The organism is Lysinibacillus sp. NPDC098008 (genome assembly GCF_044760715.1).
Classification (GTDB): Bacteria; Bacillota; Bacilli; order Bacillales_A; family Planococcaceae; genus Lysinibacillus.
In genome coordinates this window covers 26,420-39,160 of the sequence record NZ_JBIWBA010000003.1, presented here as the reverse complement: position 1 = coordinate 39,160, position 12,741 = coordinate 26,420, and the positions used below count along the sequence as shown (strand labels likewise).

General features: G+C 39.4%; 14 protein-coding genes. 1 reads left to right on the top strand and 13 read right to left on the bottom strand.

Annotation, left to right across the window (positions count from 1 at the left end; translation table 11 throughout):
• Positions 1-10: 10 nt before the first annotated feature.
• The 5 genes from resA to ACIQVU_RS04910 all read right to left on the bottom strand — a co-directional run bounded on the left by resA (position 11) and on the right by ACIQVU_RS04910 (position 4,344).
• A complete protein-coding gene (gene resA / locus ACIQVU_RS04930) occupies positions 11-544 on the bottom strand; it encodes a thiol-disulfide oxidoreductase ResA (protein ID WP_340805002.1) in 534 nt (177 codons plus the stop codon).
• 336 nt (positions 545-880) lie between these two features.
• Positions 881-1,612 carry a pseudouridine synthase gene (locus ACIQVU_RS04925; protein ID WP_340805001.1) on the bottom strand — a complete coding sequence of 244 codons (732 nt, stop codon included), beginning with the start codon at positions 1,610-1,612 and terminating at the stop codon, positions 881-883.
• 274 nt (positions 1,613-1,886) lie between these two features.
• Complete coding sequence (locus tag ACIQVU_RS04920) at positions 1,887-2,957, bottom strand: D-alanyl-D-alanine carboxypeptidase family protein (RefSeq protein WP_340804999.1); 1,071 nt, start codon at positions 2,955-2,957, stop codon at positions 1,887-1,889.
• Between the two features lie 42 nt (positions 2,958-2,999).
• Positions 3,000-3,593, bottom strand: a complete 594-nt coding sequence (scpB, locus tag ACIQVU_RS04915; protein WP_340804998.1) for an SMC-Scp complex subunit ScpB — start codon at positions 3,591-3,593, stop codon at positions 3,000-3,002.
• Complete coding sequence (locus tag ACIQVU_RS04910; protein WP_340804996.1) at positions 3,565-4,344, bottom strand: segregation/condensation protein A; 780 nt, start codon at positions 4,342-4,344, stop codon at positions 3,565-3,567. The genes scpB and ACIQVU_RS04910 overlap by 29 nt, the downstream gene beginning before the upstream one ends.
• 55 nt (positions 4,345-4,399) lie before the next feature.
• On the opposite strand from ACIQVU_RS04910, the gene ACIQVU_RS04905 reads away from it, so the two are divergent.
• On the top strand, positions 4,400-4,906 hold the full coding sequence (locus tag ACIQVU_RS04905) for a DUF309 domain-containing protein (RefSeq protein WP_402894153.1): 507 nt from the start codon (positions 4,400-4,402) through the stop codon (positions 4,904-4,906).
• Here the strand turns inward: ACIQVU_RS04905 and ACIQVU_RS04900 are convergent.
• From ACIQVU_RS04900 to deoB, 8 genes are all read right to left on the bottom strand, one after another.
• Positions 4,903-5,274 carry a GNAT family N-acetyltransferase gene (locus ACIQVU_RS04900; protein WP_340804993.1) on the bottom strand — a complete coding sequence of 124 codons (372 nt, stop codon included), beginning with the start codon at positions 5,272-5,274 and terminating at the stop codon, positions 4,903-4,905. The genes ACIQVU_RS04905 and ACIQVU_RS04900 overlap by 4 nt on opposite strands.
• A gap of 199 nt (positions 5,275-5,473) precedes the next feature.
• On the bottom strand, positions 5,474-6,793 hold the full coding sequence (lysA, locus tag ACIQVU_RS04895; protein ID WP_340804992.1) for a diaminopimelate decarboxylase: 1,320 nt from the start codon (positions 6,791-6,793) through the stop codon (positions 5,474-5,476).
• Between the two features lie 145 nt (positions 6,794-6,938).
• On the bottom strand, positions 6,939-8,387 hold the full coding sequence (locus ACIQVU_RS04890) for a spore germination protein (RefSeq protein WP_340804991.1): 1,449 nt from the start codon (positions 8,385-8,387) through the stop codon (positions 6,939-6,941).
• Positions 8,388-8,402: 15 nt separating this feature from the next.
• Positions 8,403-9,194: an RNA polymerase sporulation sigma factor SigF gene (gene sigF / locus ACIQVU_RS04885; protein WP_340804990.1), complete on the bottom strand. Its 792-nt coding sequence runs from the start codon at positions 9,192-9,194 to the stop codon at positions 8,403-8,405.
• Between the two features lie 10 nt (positions 9,195-9,204).
• Entirely contained in the window at positions 9,205-9,645 is a 441-nt protein-coding gene (gene spoIIAB / locus ACIQVU_RS04880; RefSeq protein ID WP_340804989.1) for an anti-sigma F factor, read from the bottom strand.
• Positions 9,638-9,991 (bottom strand): anti-sigma F factor antagonist, encoded by a 354-nt coding sequence (gene spoIIAA, locus ACIQVU_RS04875; RefSeq protein WP_340804987.1) that lies wholly within the window; start codon positions 9,989-9,991, stop codon positions 9,638-9,640. The genes spoIIAB and spoIIAA overlap by 8 nt, the downstream gene beginning before the upstream one ends.
• Before the next feature lie 279 nt (positions 9,992-10,270).
• Entirely contained in the window at positions 10,271-11,521 is a 1,251-nt protein-coding gene (locus ACIQVU_RS04870; RefSeq protein ID WP_402894146.1) for a thymidine phosphorylase, read from the bottom strand.
• A gap of 13 nt (positions 11,522-11,534) precedes the next feature.
• Positions 11,535-12,716, bottom strand: coding sequence for a phosphopentomutase (gene deoB, locus ACIQVU_RS04865; protein WP_402894143.1), 1,182 nt, complete (start codon positions 12,714-12,716; stop codon positions 11,535-11,537).
• Positions 12,717-12,741 lie beyond the last annotated feature (25 nt).

The following is a 12,741-nucleotide window of genomic DNA, read 5'->3' as shown; positions in this document are numbered from 1 at the left end:
CATTTACTCCTTACTTTGGTTTCACTGATTCCATGAACGAAGCAATATTCTCCTCTGTCATTTCACCTGTAATAATTTTTGCAACTTTACCATCTGGATCAATTAATACAGTAGCAGGTAATTGCCCAACATTGTATGCAGTCATTACACTTTTTGTTTTATCAATCACGACTGGGAATGATAATTTATGGCGATCTACAAAGTTTTGCACTTCAAAATCTGTTTGTGCAATATTGACTGCTAATGTTTGAACACCGTTATCTTTATACACTTGATATTGGTTGTCCATCGCAGGCATTTCTTTTTCACAAGGCTTACACCAAGTTCCCCAGAAGTTTAAAAATACTCCTTGTCCTTTATAATCCGACAATTTATGCTTCTCACCGTTTAAATCCACTAATGTGAAATCTGGCGCTTCAGAGCCAACCTTCACTAATTCTACTTTTTCTTTTGTTGCTGTTCCATAAACCGTGTACCCAATAGCTAATGCTAAAACTGTTAAAATAACCGTGCGTAGTACAAGGCGTTTTTTCTTTTTTTCCAAGCTACTAAACCTCCTATTGCCTATTTTCAATAAAGACGTTATCGAACTTTTTTATTTTATATACGTCTTTATACACGCTAAAGCGCTAGCGTCAGGTACATCCGCCAAGGCTTTTATCTTGGTTCAATGGGCGTTTAGACACCCTCTGAACAGAGATACAAAAAAATTGCTGAACCAAGATAAAATAGGATGTAATGTAAATGTACTATTCCCACTTAATTATAGCAAAATGCTATAAAAACACTTAGCGATTATTTATGAATGATTTATGAACGTTTTCACCACAAAGAAGGTGAAAACTTCACAGTATCCTCACATTCTATTGGCAATGTTCGCTTAATCAAGCTTTCCTGTTTCAGCTAATACGCGCAGTTGTTTCACCTCATGCTTTGTTAGCTCTCGATATTCACCTGGTGCAAGACCGTATAAATCTAAAAATGCAAAACGCTCACGTTTTAACTTGACAACAGGCGTACCAATTGCCTCAAACATACGACGAACTTGTCGATTTCGTCCTTCATGAATGGTAATTTCACAAATAGCCTTGCCAGCTTTTTCATCAAAAGATGTCATACTCACTTTGGCTGGCGCTGTCTTGCCATCCTCTAATTTAATGCCTCGTTGAAGCTTTTTTAGCCCTTCAATCGTTGGCACACCTTTCACACGCGCAATATATGTTTTATCAATTTTAAACTTTGGATGTGTCAGCATATAAGAAAATTCACCATCATTCGTCAATAGCAATAAGCCCGATGTATCGTAGTCAAGACGACCAACTGGGAAAATACGTTGCGGAATATGGCGGAATAAATCTGTGACAGTTTTGCGTCCCTTATCATCTGTTACCGCTGAAATTGTTCCGCGCGGTTTATATAGTAAGTAATAAACCTTATCCTCTTTTTCAAGCTTTACGCCTTCCACTTCAATTGTGTCCGAATTCGATACCTTTGTGCCTAGCTCACGCACTACTACACCGTTAACCTTTACCTTCCCCTCTACAATTAATTGCTCTGCTTTTCGCCTTGAAGCAACACCTGCATAGGCAATAACCTTTTGTAATCTTTCCATTTTTTCACCTCTAGTTTTCTTTCACATTCATCCTATTAATAGTTCATCTCGTTCAAATGAATCGGAATATGATTCCCGCTAATCTGTGAAAATTATGTCATACTTTCGGGCATTATTAAAGAAAAACAAATTTCATATTTGTTTTTTAGAGTATTCGCAATACTTTTTTATTCATAAATTCACGATAACTTCCCATTTAGTATGTGCCTTTTTCTAACAAGTGAATCGTTTTCATGTTAGCTATTGCAGACATAAAAAAATCAGCGTACCGTTTTTAACGATCCGCTGATTCAACCTTTACTGGTATTGCATAAATACGCTCTTCTCCTAAGAAGATAGATAATACGGCTTCTTGGCGCTTTCTTGACACATGTAAAACTTGCCGTACCTTTTCTTTTTCTTCTTTATTTAATTGTAAACGAATTGGCTGCTCTAAACGAATTGCTACTTTTTTATTAACGTTATATTTGCCCTTTTTGACAACTGTTTCAAGGCTATAATCTTGCCAAACTTTATTGGCTAGTCCCCGATGGACATTCCAATCATCTGATTCATTTAATGTTACGACAATACATATTTGACCGTCCTTTTGAAAGGCTGTTGCGAGCGTGCGTCCTGCAACCTTTGTAAAGCCTGTTTTGCCAGCAAAGGCCATACCTGTAGCCGACTTTAAAGAGCTGACGGGCTGCTCCGCTTCATCTTCCTTCTCTGCAACTGCTCCTGAGCCTTCTCTTAATAAGCGATGTTTATTTTCCCACAGCATACCATTGACCGTATCTGCACGATAAAGCACTGTCGAGGCTATTTTTTCAAAGGTTTTATTTTGCAAAGCAATTCTTAACATCTCTGCGGTATCTCTTGCTGAGGATAAATGCTCATCATGGTGTAAACCAGAAGGATTCATAAAAACGGTATTCGTTAGCCCTGCAATCACTGCTCTTTCATTCATTAATTTTACAAAGCCCTCCACAGAGCCTCCTACATGCTCTGCCAAAGCAGTTGCAGCATCATTGCCTGAGCGCAGCATTAAACCATATAACAGTGTTTCCACTGTGACTGTTTCACCAGCCTGTAAATAGATAGAGCTTCCTTCAGCCATGGCAGCCTTTGGCGATATTACAACCTCATCCTGTAGATTGCTATTTTCAATGACGACAAGTGCTGTCCAGATTTTGGTTAAGCTTGCAATAGGCAGCCGTGCATCGCTATTGGATGCTAGCAAGACACGCCCTGTATCTCCATCTAACACAGCATAGCCGCTTCCTCCTCTTGCCAAGCTAGTTTGCGGCAGTATTACCATTAACACAAGGGTCATAATAATCATTAAACGAACAAACCGAAGCAACGAGCCACTCCTTATTTACTAAGATTAGATAGATGATGCCAATTATTTTGCATCGCTAAATGTTTCTTGGAATTTCGTCATAAATAAATCTGTTTCTTGCTCTGCGTCAGCAAATTCCTCCTCAGGTAAAGGCGGCATTTCCTCTAAGCTATTTAAACCAAAGTAATGTAAAAACTCTTTTGTTGTACCATACAGAATAGCACGTCCAGTTCCCTCTGAACGCCCAACCTCTTTAATAAGACCTCGTGACACTAATGTTTGAATTGGTCGCTCACATTTGACACCGCGTAAATCTTCAATTGCCACACGGGTAATGGGCTGTTTATAGGCAACGATTGCCAATACCTCAAGTGAGGCTTGGGATAATGATTGGGCAGTTGGATTTTCTACTAACCGTTGAATTGTATCCGCAAACTCTAATTTTGTAATAAGCTGATATACCCCTGCTATTTCTTTTACTGTAATGCCTCTTGTTAAATCCTCTTCGTATGCTTTTTTTAATGCAGCTACTGCCTGTGTAATAGCTTCCTCTTGTTCTCCTAAAAGCTGTGATAATTGTTTAATTGTTAAGCCATCATCGCCAACAACAAATAATAAAGCTTCAATTTTACTCTGTAACATCAATGTTTTCGTCATCTTCCCATTCCTCCTTCTGTAAGGTAACTGTTAAATCTTCAAAGTTACCAGCTTGCTCTACGATGACGACCTGACGTTTCATTAGTTCAAGAAGTGATACAAACGTCAGAATAAGTGTTGGTTTATCTTCATAGGGAAAAAGCTCGAAAAATGATGCACGTCCACCTGTTAACCGTAAAGAATCGACAACGGAACGCATTTGATCTTTGACAGAACGTTCCTGCCTCGCTACGGTTGTTTTCAGCGGCTTCTTTAATTTTTTTCGGCGCATTAATTTTTGAAATGCACCAAGCATATCATAAATATTCACGTTTAAATCAAACAAAGCCATTTGTTCATCTGAGGCTAAGCCTGTTAAATCAGCTGGTGGCCTTGTAAATACTTGCGCTCTATCTGTTTCAAGCTCCTGTAATTGATGGGCTGCTTCCTTATATTTTTTATATTCAATTAATCGTTGGACAAGTTCCTCACGCGGGTCCGGCTCGTCAACTTCTAACTCGGCATCCTCCATTTCGCCCTCATGAATCGGCAATAGCATACGGCTTTTAATGGCCAATAAAGTTGCTGCCATTACTAAATATTCACTTGCTTCATTTAATTCCAAAACTTGCATAGCATGTATATGGTCAATATATTGTTGTGTAATTTCAGCCATTGGAATATCATAGATATCAATTTCCAATCTGTGAATTAAATGCAATAATAAATCAAGAGGCCCTGAAAAGGCATCTAATTTTACTTCATAAGACATGATTTTACCACCCTGAGATTTTCTGTTCTTTTAGTATAGTGGAAAGGAGTTTAAAATGCATCCACAGCATCATACTTTATTTATTGATTACTGTGCCTATTTCAATGGCAATCACGATTTTTTTGAGTGCCATGAGGTGCTAGAGGAATACTGGAAGGAAATTGCTCCCGGTGATAAAATGCATCCTCTTGTCGGCTATGTCCAGCTTGCAACAGGCTTCTATCATTGGCGACGTGGAAATCATACTGGTGCAAAACGAATTTTAACAAAGGCACTCGTGAATTTTCAGCATAATAAAGGGCATATTTTTTTCCATGAAGTTGACTATCAGCAGCTCATCACACAGGTAGCTAAGACGATTTCCGCTATTACGATGGGGCAATCCTTTCAAGCATTCCAGCTACCGCTGTCACCTAGCTTACAACAATTAGCGGTTGCACGTATACAACAGTTGCCCTCAACAAACTCAAACTATCTTCTTCATAAACATATGCTACGAGATCGTTCACATATTCTTGCAGAGCGACAAGAAAGCAAACAAAGAAAAAGCAGACGCACTTAGTCGTCTGCTTTTTCATCTATACAATTGATACACTTTTGCACAAATGTACGTGTTTCATCTGTTGCACGCACGCTTTTATATCGGCCAAGCTCAGCCACTTCCTGAAGCATTTCTTTCGCAACGCCCTCGCCCCGATAAGAAGGGACAACGGATACATGTTGGATAGTAGCATTGTTCTCTTCATCTGTGACAAGCCCAACAATACCAATATATTCCTCATCCTTTTTCCATAAATATAAAACCCAATGATCATCATTTTCATAAGAGTGGATTGTTTCTGTAAGCTTTTTTACGTCTTTTTCGTTAGGCATAAACGAAAGTAGCCCCATCGCTATTTTCTCTAACGCTTTTTTATATCGAATTAACATATTTGTCTATTCCCTCTTTTTCTAGCTGTACATAATCTTTGACTATCCTACACGATTTGTACTTTTACCGCAAGCCAATTTCTGTCTTACGAACCAGGTCCGAGAATACCTTTAGACGCCAACACCCAATAGACAACGCCCCACAATAAAATAAAAACTGAAATGGACGCTAATAGTACCCATTTATTCTTTCTCAAATTTACTCACCCTTTTTTAACGTTAGCGGGAGATCGTTTTGCACAATATCTTCATAACTTTCACGGCGAACTGCTAGTTGATGCTGTCCATCTTCTACAAAGACAATAGCAGGTCGTGGCACACGATTATAGTTGCTAGCCATTGAGTAGCCATATGCACCTGTACAGAAAATCGCTAAAACATCGCCTGATGCTGCCTCCTGTAGCTTCGCATCAATAATTAATTTATCGCCAGATTCACATAACTTACCAGCAATTGTATAGATTTCGTCTTTCGATGCATTGGCTTTATTGGCAATAACCGCCTCATACTTCGCATCGTATAGTGCTGGGCGAATATTATCGCTCATACCACCATCAACAGCAATATATTTTCGTACATCTGGCACTGTTTTCTGTGAACCGATTGTGTAAAGAGATGTACCTGCATCACCAACAAGTGATCGACCTGGTTCAATCCAAATTTCTGGCATTGTCAGTCCAAGTACCGTTGCTTTATTTTTTACAACTGTAATCATATCCTCAACATATACTTGTGGTTCAAGCGGTGCATCTTCTTCAGTATAACGAATACCAAAGCCCCCACCTAAGTTTAACACAGTACATGTAAATTCGTGAGCCTTATGCCAATCAGAAATTTTATCAATTAATTTTTCTCCCGCTAATGCAAAGCCAGCCGTGTCAAAAATTTGTGAGCCAATATGACAATGTAAGCCTAGTAGCTCTAGAAATTCATGGTTGAATGTTTGTTGGAAAGCCTCATCTGCTTGCCCATTGTTTAAATCAAAGCCAAACTTAGAATCTGCTTGACCTGTTGTAATAAAATCATGTGTATGTGCTTCAACACCCGGCGTCACACGTAGTAAAATACGCATTTTTTGTTGACGACGCTCTGAAATTTCTTTTAAAAGCTCTATTTCATAGAAATTATCAACAACAATACAACCAATATTAGCATCAAAAGCTTGCTCTAGTTCAGCAATGCTTTTATTATTACCATGGAAATGAATGCGTTCAACTGGGAAGCCTGCCTTTAATGCTGTAAATAGCTCCCCGCCTGATACAACATCCAATGATAAATTTTCTTCTGCTGCTAATTGGTATACTGCTACACATGCAAATGCCTTTGAAGCATAAGCTACCTCTGCTTTTACGCCTAGCTTGTTAAATGTATCAATAAAGCTGCGTGCACGTTTACGAATAAGTGCTGTATCATACACAAATAATGGTGTACCATACTCTTTTGCAAGCTCTAGTGTATCTACCTGTCCAATTGTTAAATGACCCTCTTCAGAAATCGCTTGTGTTCCATATAAATGCATATGCATCTCTCCTTTTTCATGTCGTGCCACTTTGTTATTTTTACAATGAAATCAATGGATTCATATGAATAACAATAATTTTTGCAAAAATCACAAAATACTATACGTGAACTTTATCACATGAAAAAAACGAGCGCAACGGCTTCTATGATCTTTTTCGCTGCTTGGAAGCGACTACATAAGGTCTTAATGCGTCCTCCGTCATTGGGAAACGAATGAGCACACGTAACATCGCTTTTGGGAAAAATGGCACAAGCGGCCATAAATAGGGAGCCTGCATTGGTCGCAATGAACATAAATACGTAAACAATAAAAAGAGCCCGATAAATAATCCATTGACACCCCAAATACCTGTCATAAGTAAGAGCAGCAGTCTAAAAATTTTAATGGAAATACTGAGCTCATAAGATGGAATAATAAAGATTAAAATCGCTGCAACAGCGGTATATAACACAACCTCTGCTGAAAATAAGCCGACATCAATAGCAATTTGCCCAATAATAACCCCTGCAACTAAGCCCATTGCTGTTGATAATGGTGATGGTGTATGAATGGCAGCCATCCTTAAAAATTCAATCCCTATATCGGCGATCAGTATTTGCAATAATAACGGAACATGTGATTTCTCCTCCGCTCCTAAAAAGGAGAGGGCATCAGGCAGCAATGATTCATTTGTTACAAACATATACCATAGCGGCAATAATAGCAGTCCCATAATAGAGCCAAAGTAGCGCATAAAACGTACAAACGTTCCTACAGTGGGTGCTTGTCTATATTCCTCTGCATGCTGTAATAAATGAAAAATTGTTGCAGGGACAAGAATAACAGATGGCGAAGTATCGACTATAATCGCGATATGCCCCTCAAGTAAATGAGCCGCTGCAATATCAGGACGCTCTGTATAGCGCACAAATGGTACGGGATGAAACTTTTGTTTAAAAAGCCATTCTTCTAGTGATTTATCCGCCATTGTCAAACCATCATGATGAATCTGTTCAAGACGCTGTCGTAATTTTTCAAGCATATCTTCATTAGCAATATCCTTCATATATGCGATGGCAACATCCGTTTGACCAATTTTGGATATTTTATGTAGCTCGAATCGTAAATTACTATTGCGAATTCGTCTACGTATTAAAGCTGTATTTTGAGAAATGCCTTCTGTAAAACCATCCCTCGAACCACGTATAACCTTTTCATTATCAGGCTCCTCTGGGGAACGCCCTGGATAGTCCCTTAGCTCAGCAACGTAACAATAGCCACTTTTTGTAATAAAGGTTACTTGTCCACTTAAAATCGCTAATAAATATGCTTTGCGTTCAGTTTCCTCTGAGCGACCATGAAAATTAAAATAGGACTCAAAATACGTCTTTTCATCCTCTACATCAATTTCATAATCCTCATCTGGCAGCATACTAGAGAGTAATTGTGTTAACGTTTCACTATCCACAAGCCCACTAATATATGCACAAAGAACAGGCAAATCTTTGACAAATAAGTGTTTGATGCCAACGTCAAACGATTCGCCGTCCCCAAACTGCTCTTTTAAAAACTCTTCGGCTTCTTCTAAGCTGTTAAATAATTTATTTGTCATGCTGTCACCATTTTCTTAGATGTCTTTGTTTACTGCTTCTTGCTCCACCGTGGCACTTGTTGCCATCCAGCTTTTTAGCTGTGCAAGAATTTTTTTCTCTAATCGTGAAACTTGCACCTGTGATATCCCAAGCCTATTGGCAATTTCCGTTTGTGTACAATCTGAAAAATAACGTAAATAAATAATAGACTGCTCTCTTGGTTCAAGTCTTGTCAGCACTTCTTTTAACGGAATATAGTCAAAGGGTTGCTCAGATTTTTCATCCTTCATTTGATCCATTAAGGTAATGGAATCCCCTTCGCTTTCATATAATTGCTCATGTAAAGAGGCAGGATCCCTTAACGCATCTGAAGCTGTCACAATTTCCTCAGCTGTCACGTCGAGCACTTGCGCCAACTCTTGAATGGTTGGTGGATGCTCATTTTTTTTAATAAATTCATCTGTAGCATGTCGGATTTTAAAGTTCAGCTCACGAATAGAGCGACTAACCTTCACCATACCGTCATCCCTTAAAAAGCGTTGAATCTCACCAATAATCATTGGCACTGCATAGGTAGAAAATTTTACATCATAGGTTAAATCAAATTTATCGACAGATTTCATAAGCCCTATGCAGCCAATCTGAAATAAATCCTCAAGCTCAACACCTCTTGTTGTAAAACGTTGAACAATGGACCACACAAGCCTCGTATTCCCTTCTACCATTCGTTTACGAGCCTCATGATCGCCCTGTTGTGCGCGTGCAATTAAATCACGCATTTCCTCCTGCGACAATAGCTTATCGGACGACTGTTCTAACGGCTTCACGATGCTACCCTCACATTACCGCTGTGCGCACTGTGTGAAATTTCTTCGTAAACGTTACAGTTGTTCCTTCTTGCCATTTAGAGATAACTGTCAACTGATCCGAGAAGCTATCCATAATGGTAAAGCCCATTCCTGAACGCTCCATCATACTTTTCGTTGTAAATAACGGCTCCATCGCTCGACTAACATCCTCAATCCCAACGCCTTTATCCATCACAGACACTGTAACAATATCATTCTCACGTTTTGCATGAACCGTCACAACACCTTTGCCATTCTCTTCATAGCCATGAATAATGGCATTGGAAACAGCTTCTGAAACAACTGTTTTAAATTCAGATAGCTCATCAATAGTTGGGTCTAATTGTGCAATAAAGCCTGTCACAGCTACACGTGCTAAAGCTTCATTTTCACTTAGTGCTAAAAAAGTTAATGTCATTTCGTTATCCATTTACAATCCCCCTTACTCGATCAATCGCTTGTTCTTCTGTTCCATCCATCATCCATGGGCCTAGTCCTGAAAATTGAAACACCTTTCGCATGGTTGGCGATGGATTCAATAAAATCGTTCGCCCAGCAACTGCCTCTAACTCACGCATTCGTCCAAGCACTAAGCCAACACCCGAGCTATCCATAAAGGACAACCCTTCTAAATTCCAAATAATTGTTGTCACAGTGCCCTGAAAAATGGCTGCTGAAATTTTCGCTCGAATTTGCTCTACTGCATGATGGTCGAGCTCCCCAAATAAACGTATAACAACTGTTTCCCTTGTCACCATCTCTAATTGAAAATGCATGAACATCGCCTCCTCCTTCGTGCAATTCCACATGCAACGTGGTGAATCCTTGCGCCTGACAGAACTAGTGCAAAGTCTTCCGAAATAGTGTCAAATCGACATACTTATAGCTTTTTAGGTTTATATGCAGTATGGGATAAAGTAGCATTTTCTAAACGCGCTTCATGCATTAAAGCTGCTAAATTTCCTTGCATCGTGGTATTCTATCCGTCACTTTCAACATTCTATCCAATAAAAAAGCGAGGGCGCTTTTAACATGAGCGTCCTCGCTAAATATTGCTATGCAATTGTATAAGCTTTTTGCACTTTACTTACAGTTTCATCATCAATTGGATTGTTTGAATATAAATAAGCGATTGTATCACCGCTGGTAATAGGATCACCTTTTTTCGCGATCAATTGAATGCCTGCATCGTAATCAAGTGCTGATTCCTTTGTTACACGTCCCGCACCTAGGCTAACACTTGCTTCTCCAATTAATAACGCATTAATGGTTTCCACCGTACCTGCTGCTGATGCTGTTACCGCTGCTTTATAAGCCGTGTCCTTTTGTACGATGTCAGCGATTACGCCACCTTGAGCCACAATAAATTCTTCAAATTTTGCGGCTGCAGAACCATCTGCTAACACGCGCTTAACTGCTGCTGTAGCTTCTGCCTCATCCACTCCAGCGGCCACTTGATACATTAAGGAGGCAATCACAACACATTCATCCAGCAAATCTTCATGTGTTTCTTCCATACGTCCATTTAATAAAGCATAGGCCTCCACTACTTCAAGCTTATTGCCAATCATTTTCCCTAGTGGATTATCCATATCACTAATATGGGCAACGACTTTACGGCCAAGCTTTTCCCCGATAGCTGTCATTGTATCTGCTAAAAGCTGTGCATCCTGCCCTGTTTTCATAAATGCACCTGAGCCACATTTAACATCTAGTACAATGCCATCAGCTCCACTGGCGATTTTTTTACTCATAATGGATGCCGCAATTAATGGAATGGAGTCAACAGTACCTGTTACATCACGCAATGCATATAATTTTTTGTCGGCTGGCACAAGATTACCTGTTTGTCCAGCAACCGCAATTTTATGCTTATTGACATTATCAATAAATTCTTGTGATGAAAGCTCTGTTTTCAAGCCTTCAATCGACTCTAGCTTATCAATTGTTCCACCTGTAATGCCTAACCCTTTCCCACTAAATTTAGCTACTGGAATTCCTAAGGCAGCAATAATTGGTGTAACGATTAGTGTCACTTTATCACCGACACCACCTGTTGAATGTTTATCAATTTTAAAGCCTTCAATCGACGATAAATCAATGACATCACCTGATTCAATCATTGCCTTTGTTAAATAAAATGTTTCATCATCAGACATGCCTAATAAACGGATTGCCATTAAAAGCGAGCTTACTTGATAATCTGGAATTGAACCTGTAGTATAGCCTTCAACAAAATACTGAATTTCAGCTTGAGATAGCTCTAATCCTTGTTTTTTCTTTTCAAACAACTGTAGCATATTCATTGGGAAATCCTCCTTATTTTAAATCGCCTAAGAAACTTGTGCCGAATGGTGGTGCCTCCACTTGGAAGTTTTCAGCAATCGTGGCTGCAATATCTGCAAAAGTTTCACGAAGTGCAAGCTCAGCTCCACCATTAAAACGTGGAGAGTAAACAATTAACGGTACATATTCACGTGTGTGATCTGTGCCGTGGAAGGTTGGGTCATTGCCATGGTCTGCTGTAATCATCAATAAATCATCCTCTGACATTGCCTCGATAATTTCTGGTAAACGTGCATCAAACTCCTGCAATGCCTGTCCATAGCCTAATGGATCACGGCGATGACCAAAATTAGCATCAAAGTCCACTAAATTTAAGAAGCTCATACCACGGAAATCACGACGTACAACTTCAGCAAATTTGTCCATACCATCCATATTATTTTTTGTTCGTACCGCATCTGTTACACCCTCGCCATTGAAAATATCAGAGATTTTTCCAATCGCAATAACATCGAAGCCAGCATCCTTCATCACATTCATTGTTGTACGGCCAAAAGGCTTTAATGCATAATCATGACGATTAGCAGTACGTGTAAAGTTACCTGGTGTTCCAACAAATGGACGTGCAATAACACGACCAACTAAATATTCAGGCTGTAATGTTAATTCGCGTGCGATTTCACAAATTTTATATAATTCTTCTAATGGCACGATGTCCTCATGTGCAGCAATTTGTAAAACAGGGTCAGCAGATGTATAAACAATAATTGCACCTGTTGCCATATGCTCCTCGCCAAAGTCCTCAATTACTTGTGTACCACTTGCTGGCTGATTGCATAATACTTTACGACCTGTACGTTGCTCTAATTCTGCAATTAGCTCAGCAGGGAAGCCTTCTGGATAAACTTTAAATGGCTTATCAATATTTAAGCCCATGATTTCCCAATGTCCTGTCATTGTATCTTTCCCAACAGATGCTTCTTGCATTTTGCCATAATAAGCTTTTGGCTGGCTTGCTGCTTGCATGCCCTGCAATGGTTCAATATTCGCTAAGCCAAAGGACTCCATTACTGGCATTGTAAGCCCATTCATTTTTTCGGCGATGTGTCCCAATGTATGTGCACCAACGTCCCCAAAGCTCGCAGCATCTGGTGCCTCACCAATACCTACCGAGTCCATTACAACGACATGAATTTTATTAAACGGTTTATTCATAATAATTGCCTCCTACTCTCTTGAC

What these genes read in the sequence shown, in the direction of transcription:
- ACIQVU_RS04925 (WP_340805001.1), bottom strand. Translation starts at nt 1,612, where the DNA reads ATGGAAAGATTACAAAAGGTTATTGCCTATGCAGGTGTTGCTTCAAGG.
- scpB (WP_340804998.1), bottom strand. Translation starts at nt 3,593, where the DNA reads ATGACGAAAACATTGATGTTACAGAGTAAAATTGAAGCTTTATTATTT.
- ACIQVU_RS04910 (WP_340804996.1), bottom strand. Translation starts at nt 4,344, where the DNA reads ATGTCTTATGAAGTAAAATTAGATGCCTTTTCAGGGCCTCTTGATTTA.
- ACIQVU_RS04905 (WP_402894153.1), top strand. Translation starts at nt 4,400, where the DNA reads ATGCATCCACAGCATCATACTTTATTTATTGATTACTGTGCCTATTTC.
- ACIQVU_RS04900 (WP_340804993.1), bottom strand. Translation starts at nt 5,274, where the DNA reads ATGTTAATTCGATATAAAAAAGCGTTAGAGAAAATAGCGATGGGGCTA.
- lysA (WP_340804992.1), bottom strand. Translation starts at nt 6,793, where the DNA reads ATGCATTTATATGGAACACAAGCGATTTCTGAAGAGGGTCATTTAACA.
- ACIQVU_RS04890 (WP_340804991.1), bottom strand. Translation starts at nt 8,387, where the DNA reads ATGACAAATAAATTATTTAACAGCTTAGAAGAAGCCGAAGAGTTTTTA.
- spoIIAB (WP_340804989.1), bottom strand. Translation starts at nt 9,645, where the DNA reads ATGGATAACGAAATGACATTAACTTTTTTAGCACTAAGTGAAAATGAA.
- spoIIAA (WP_340804987.1), bottom strand. Translation starts at nt 9,991, where the DNA reads ATGCATTTTCAATTAGAGATGGTGACAAGGGAAACAGTTGTTATACGT.
- ACIQVU_RS04870 (WP_402894146.1), bottom strand. Translation starts at nt 11,521, where the DNA reads ATGAATATGCTACAGTTGTTTGAAAAGAAAAAACAAGGATTAGAGCTA.
- deoB (WP_402894143.1), bottom strand. Translation starts at nt 12,716, where the DNA reads ATGAATAAACCGTTTAATAAAATTCATGTCGTTGTAATGGACTCGGTA.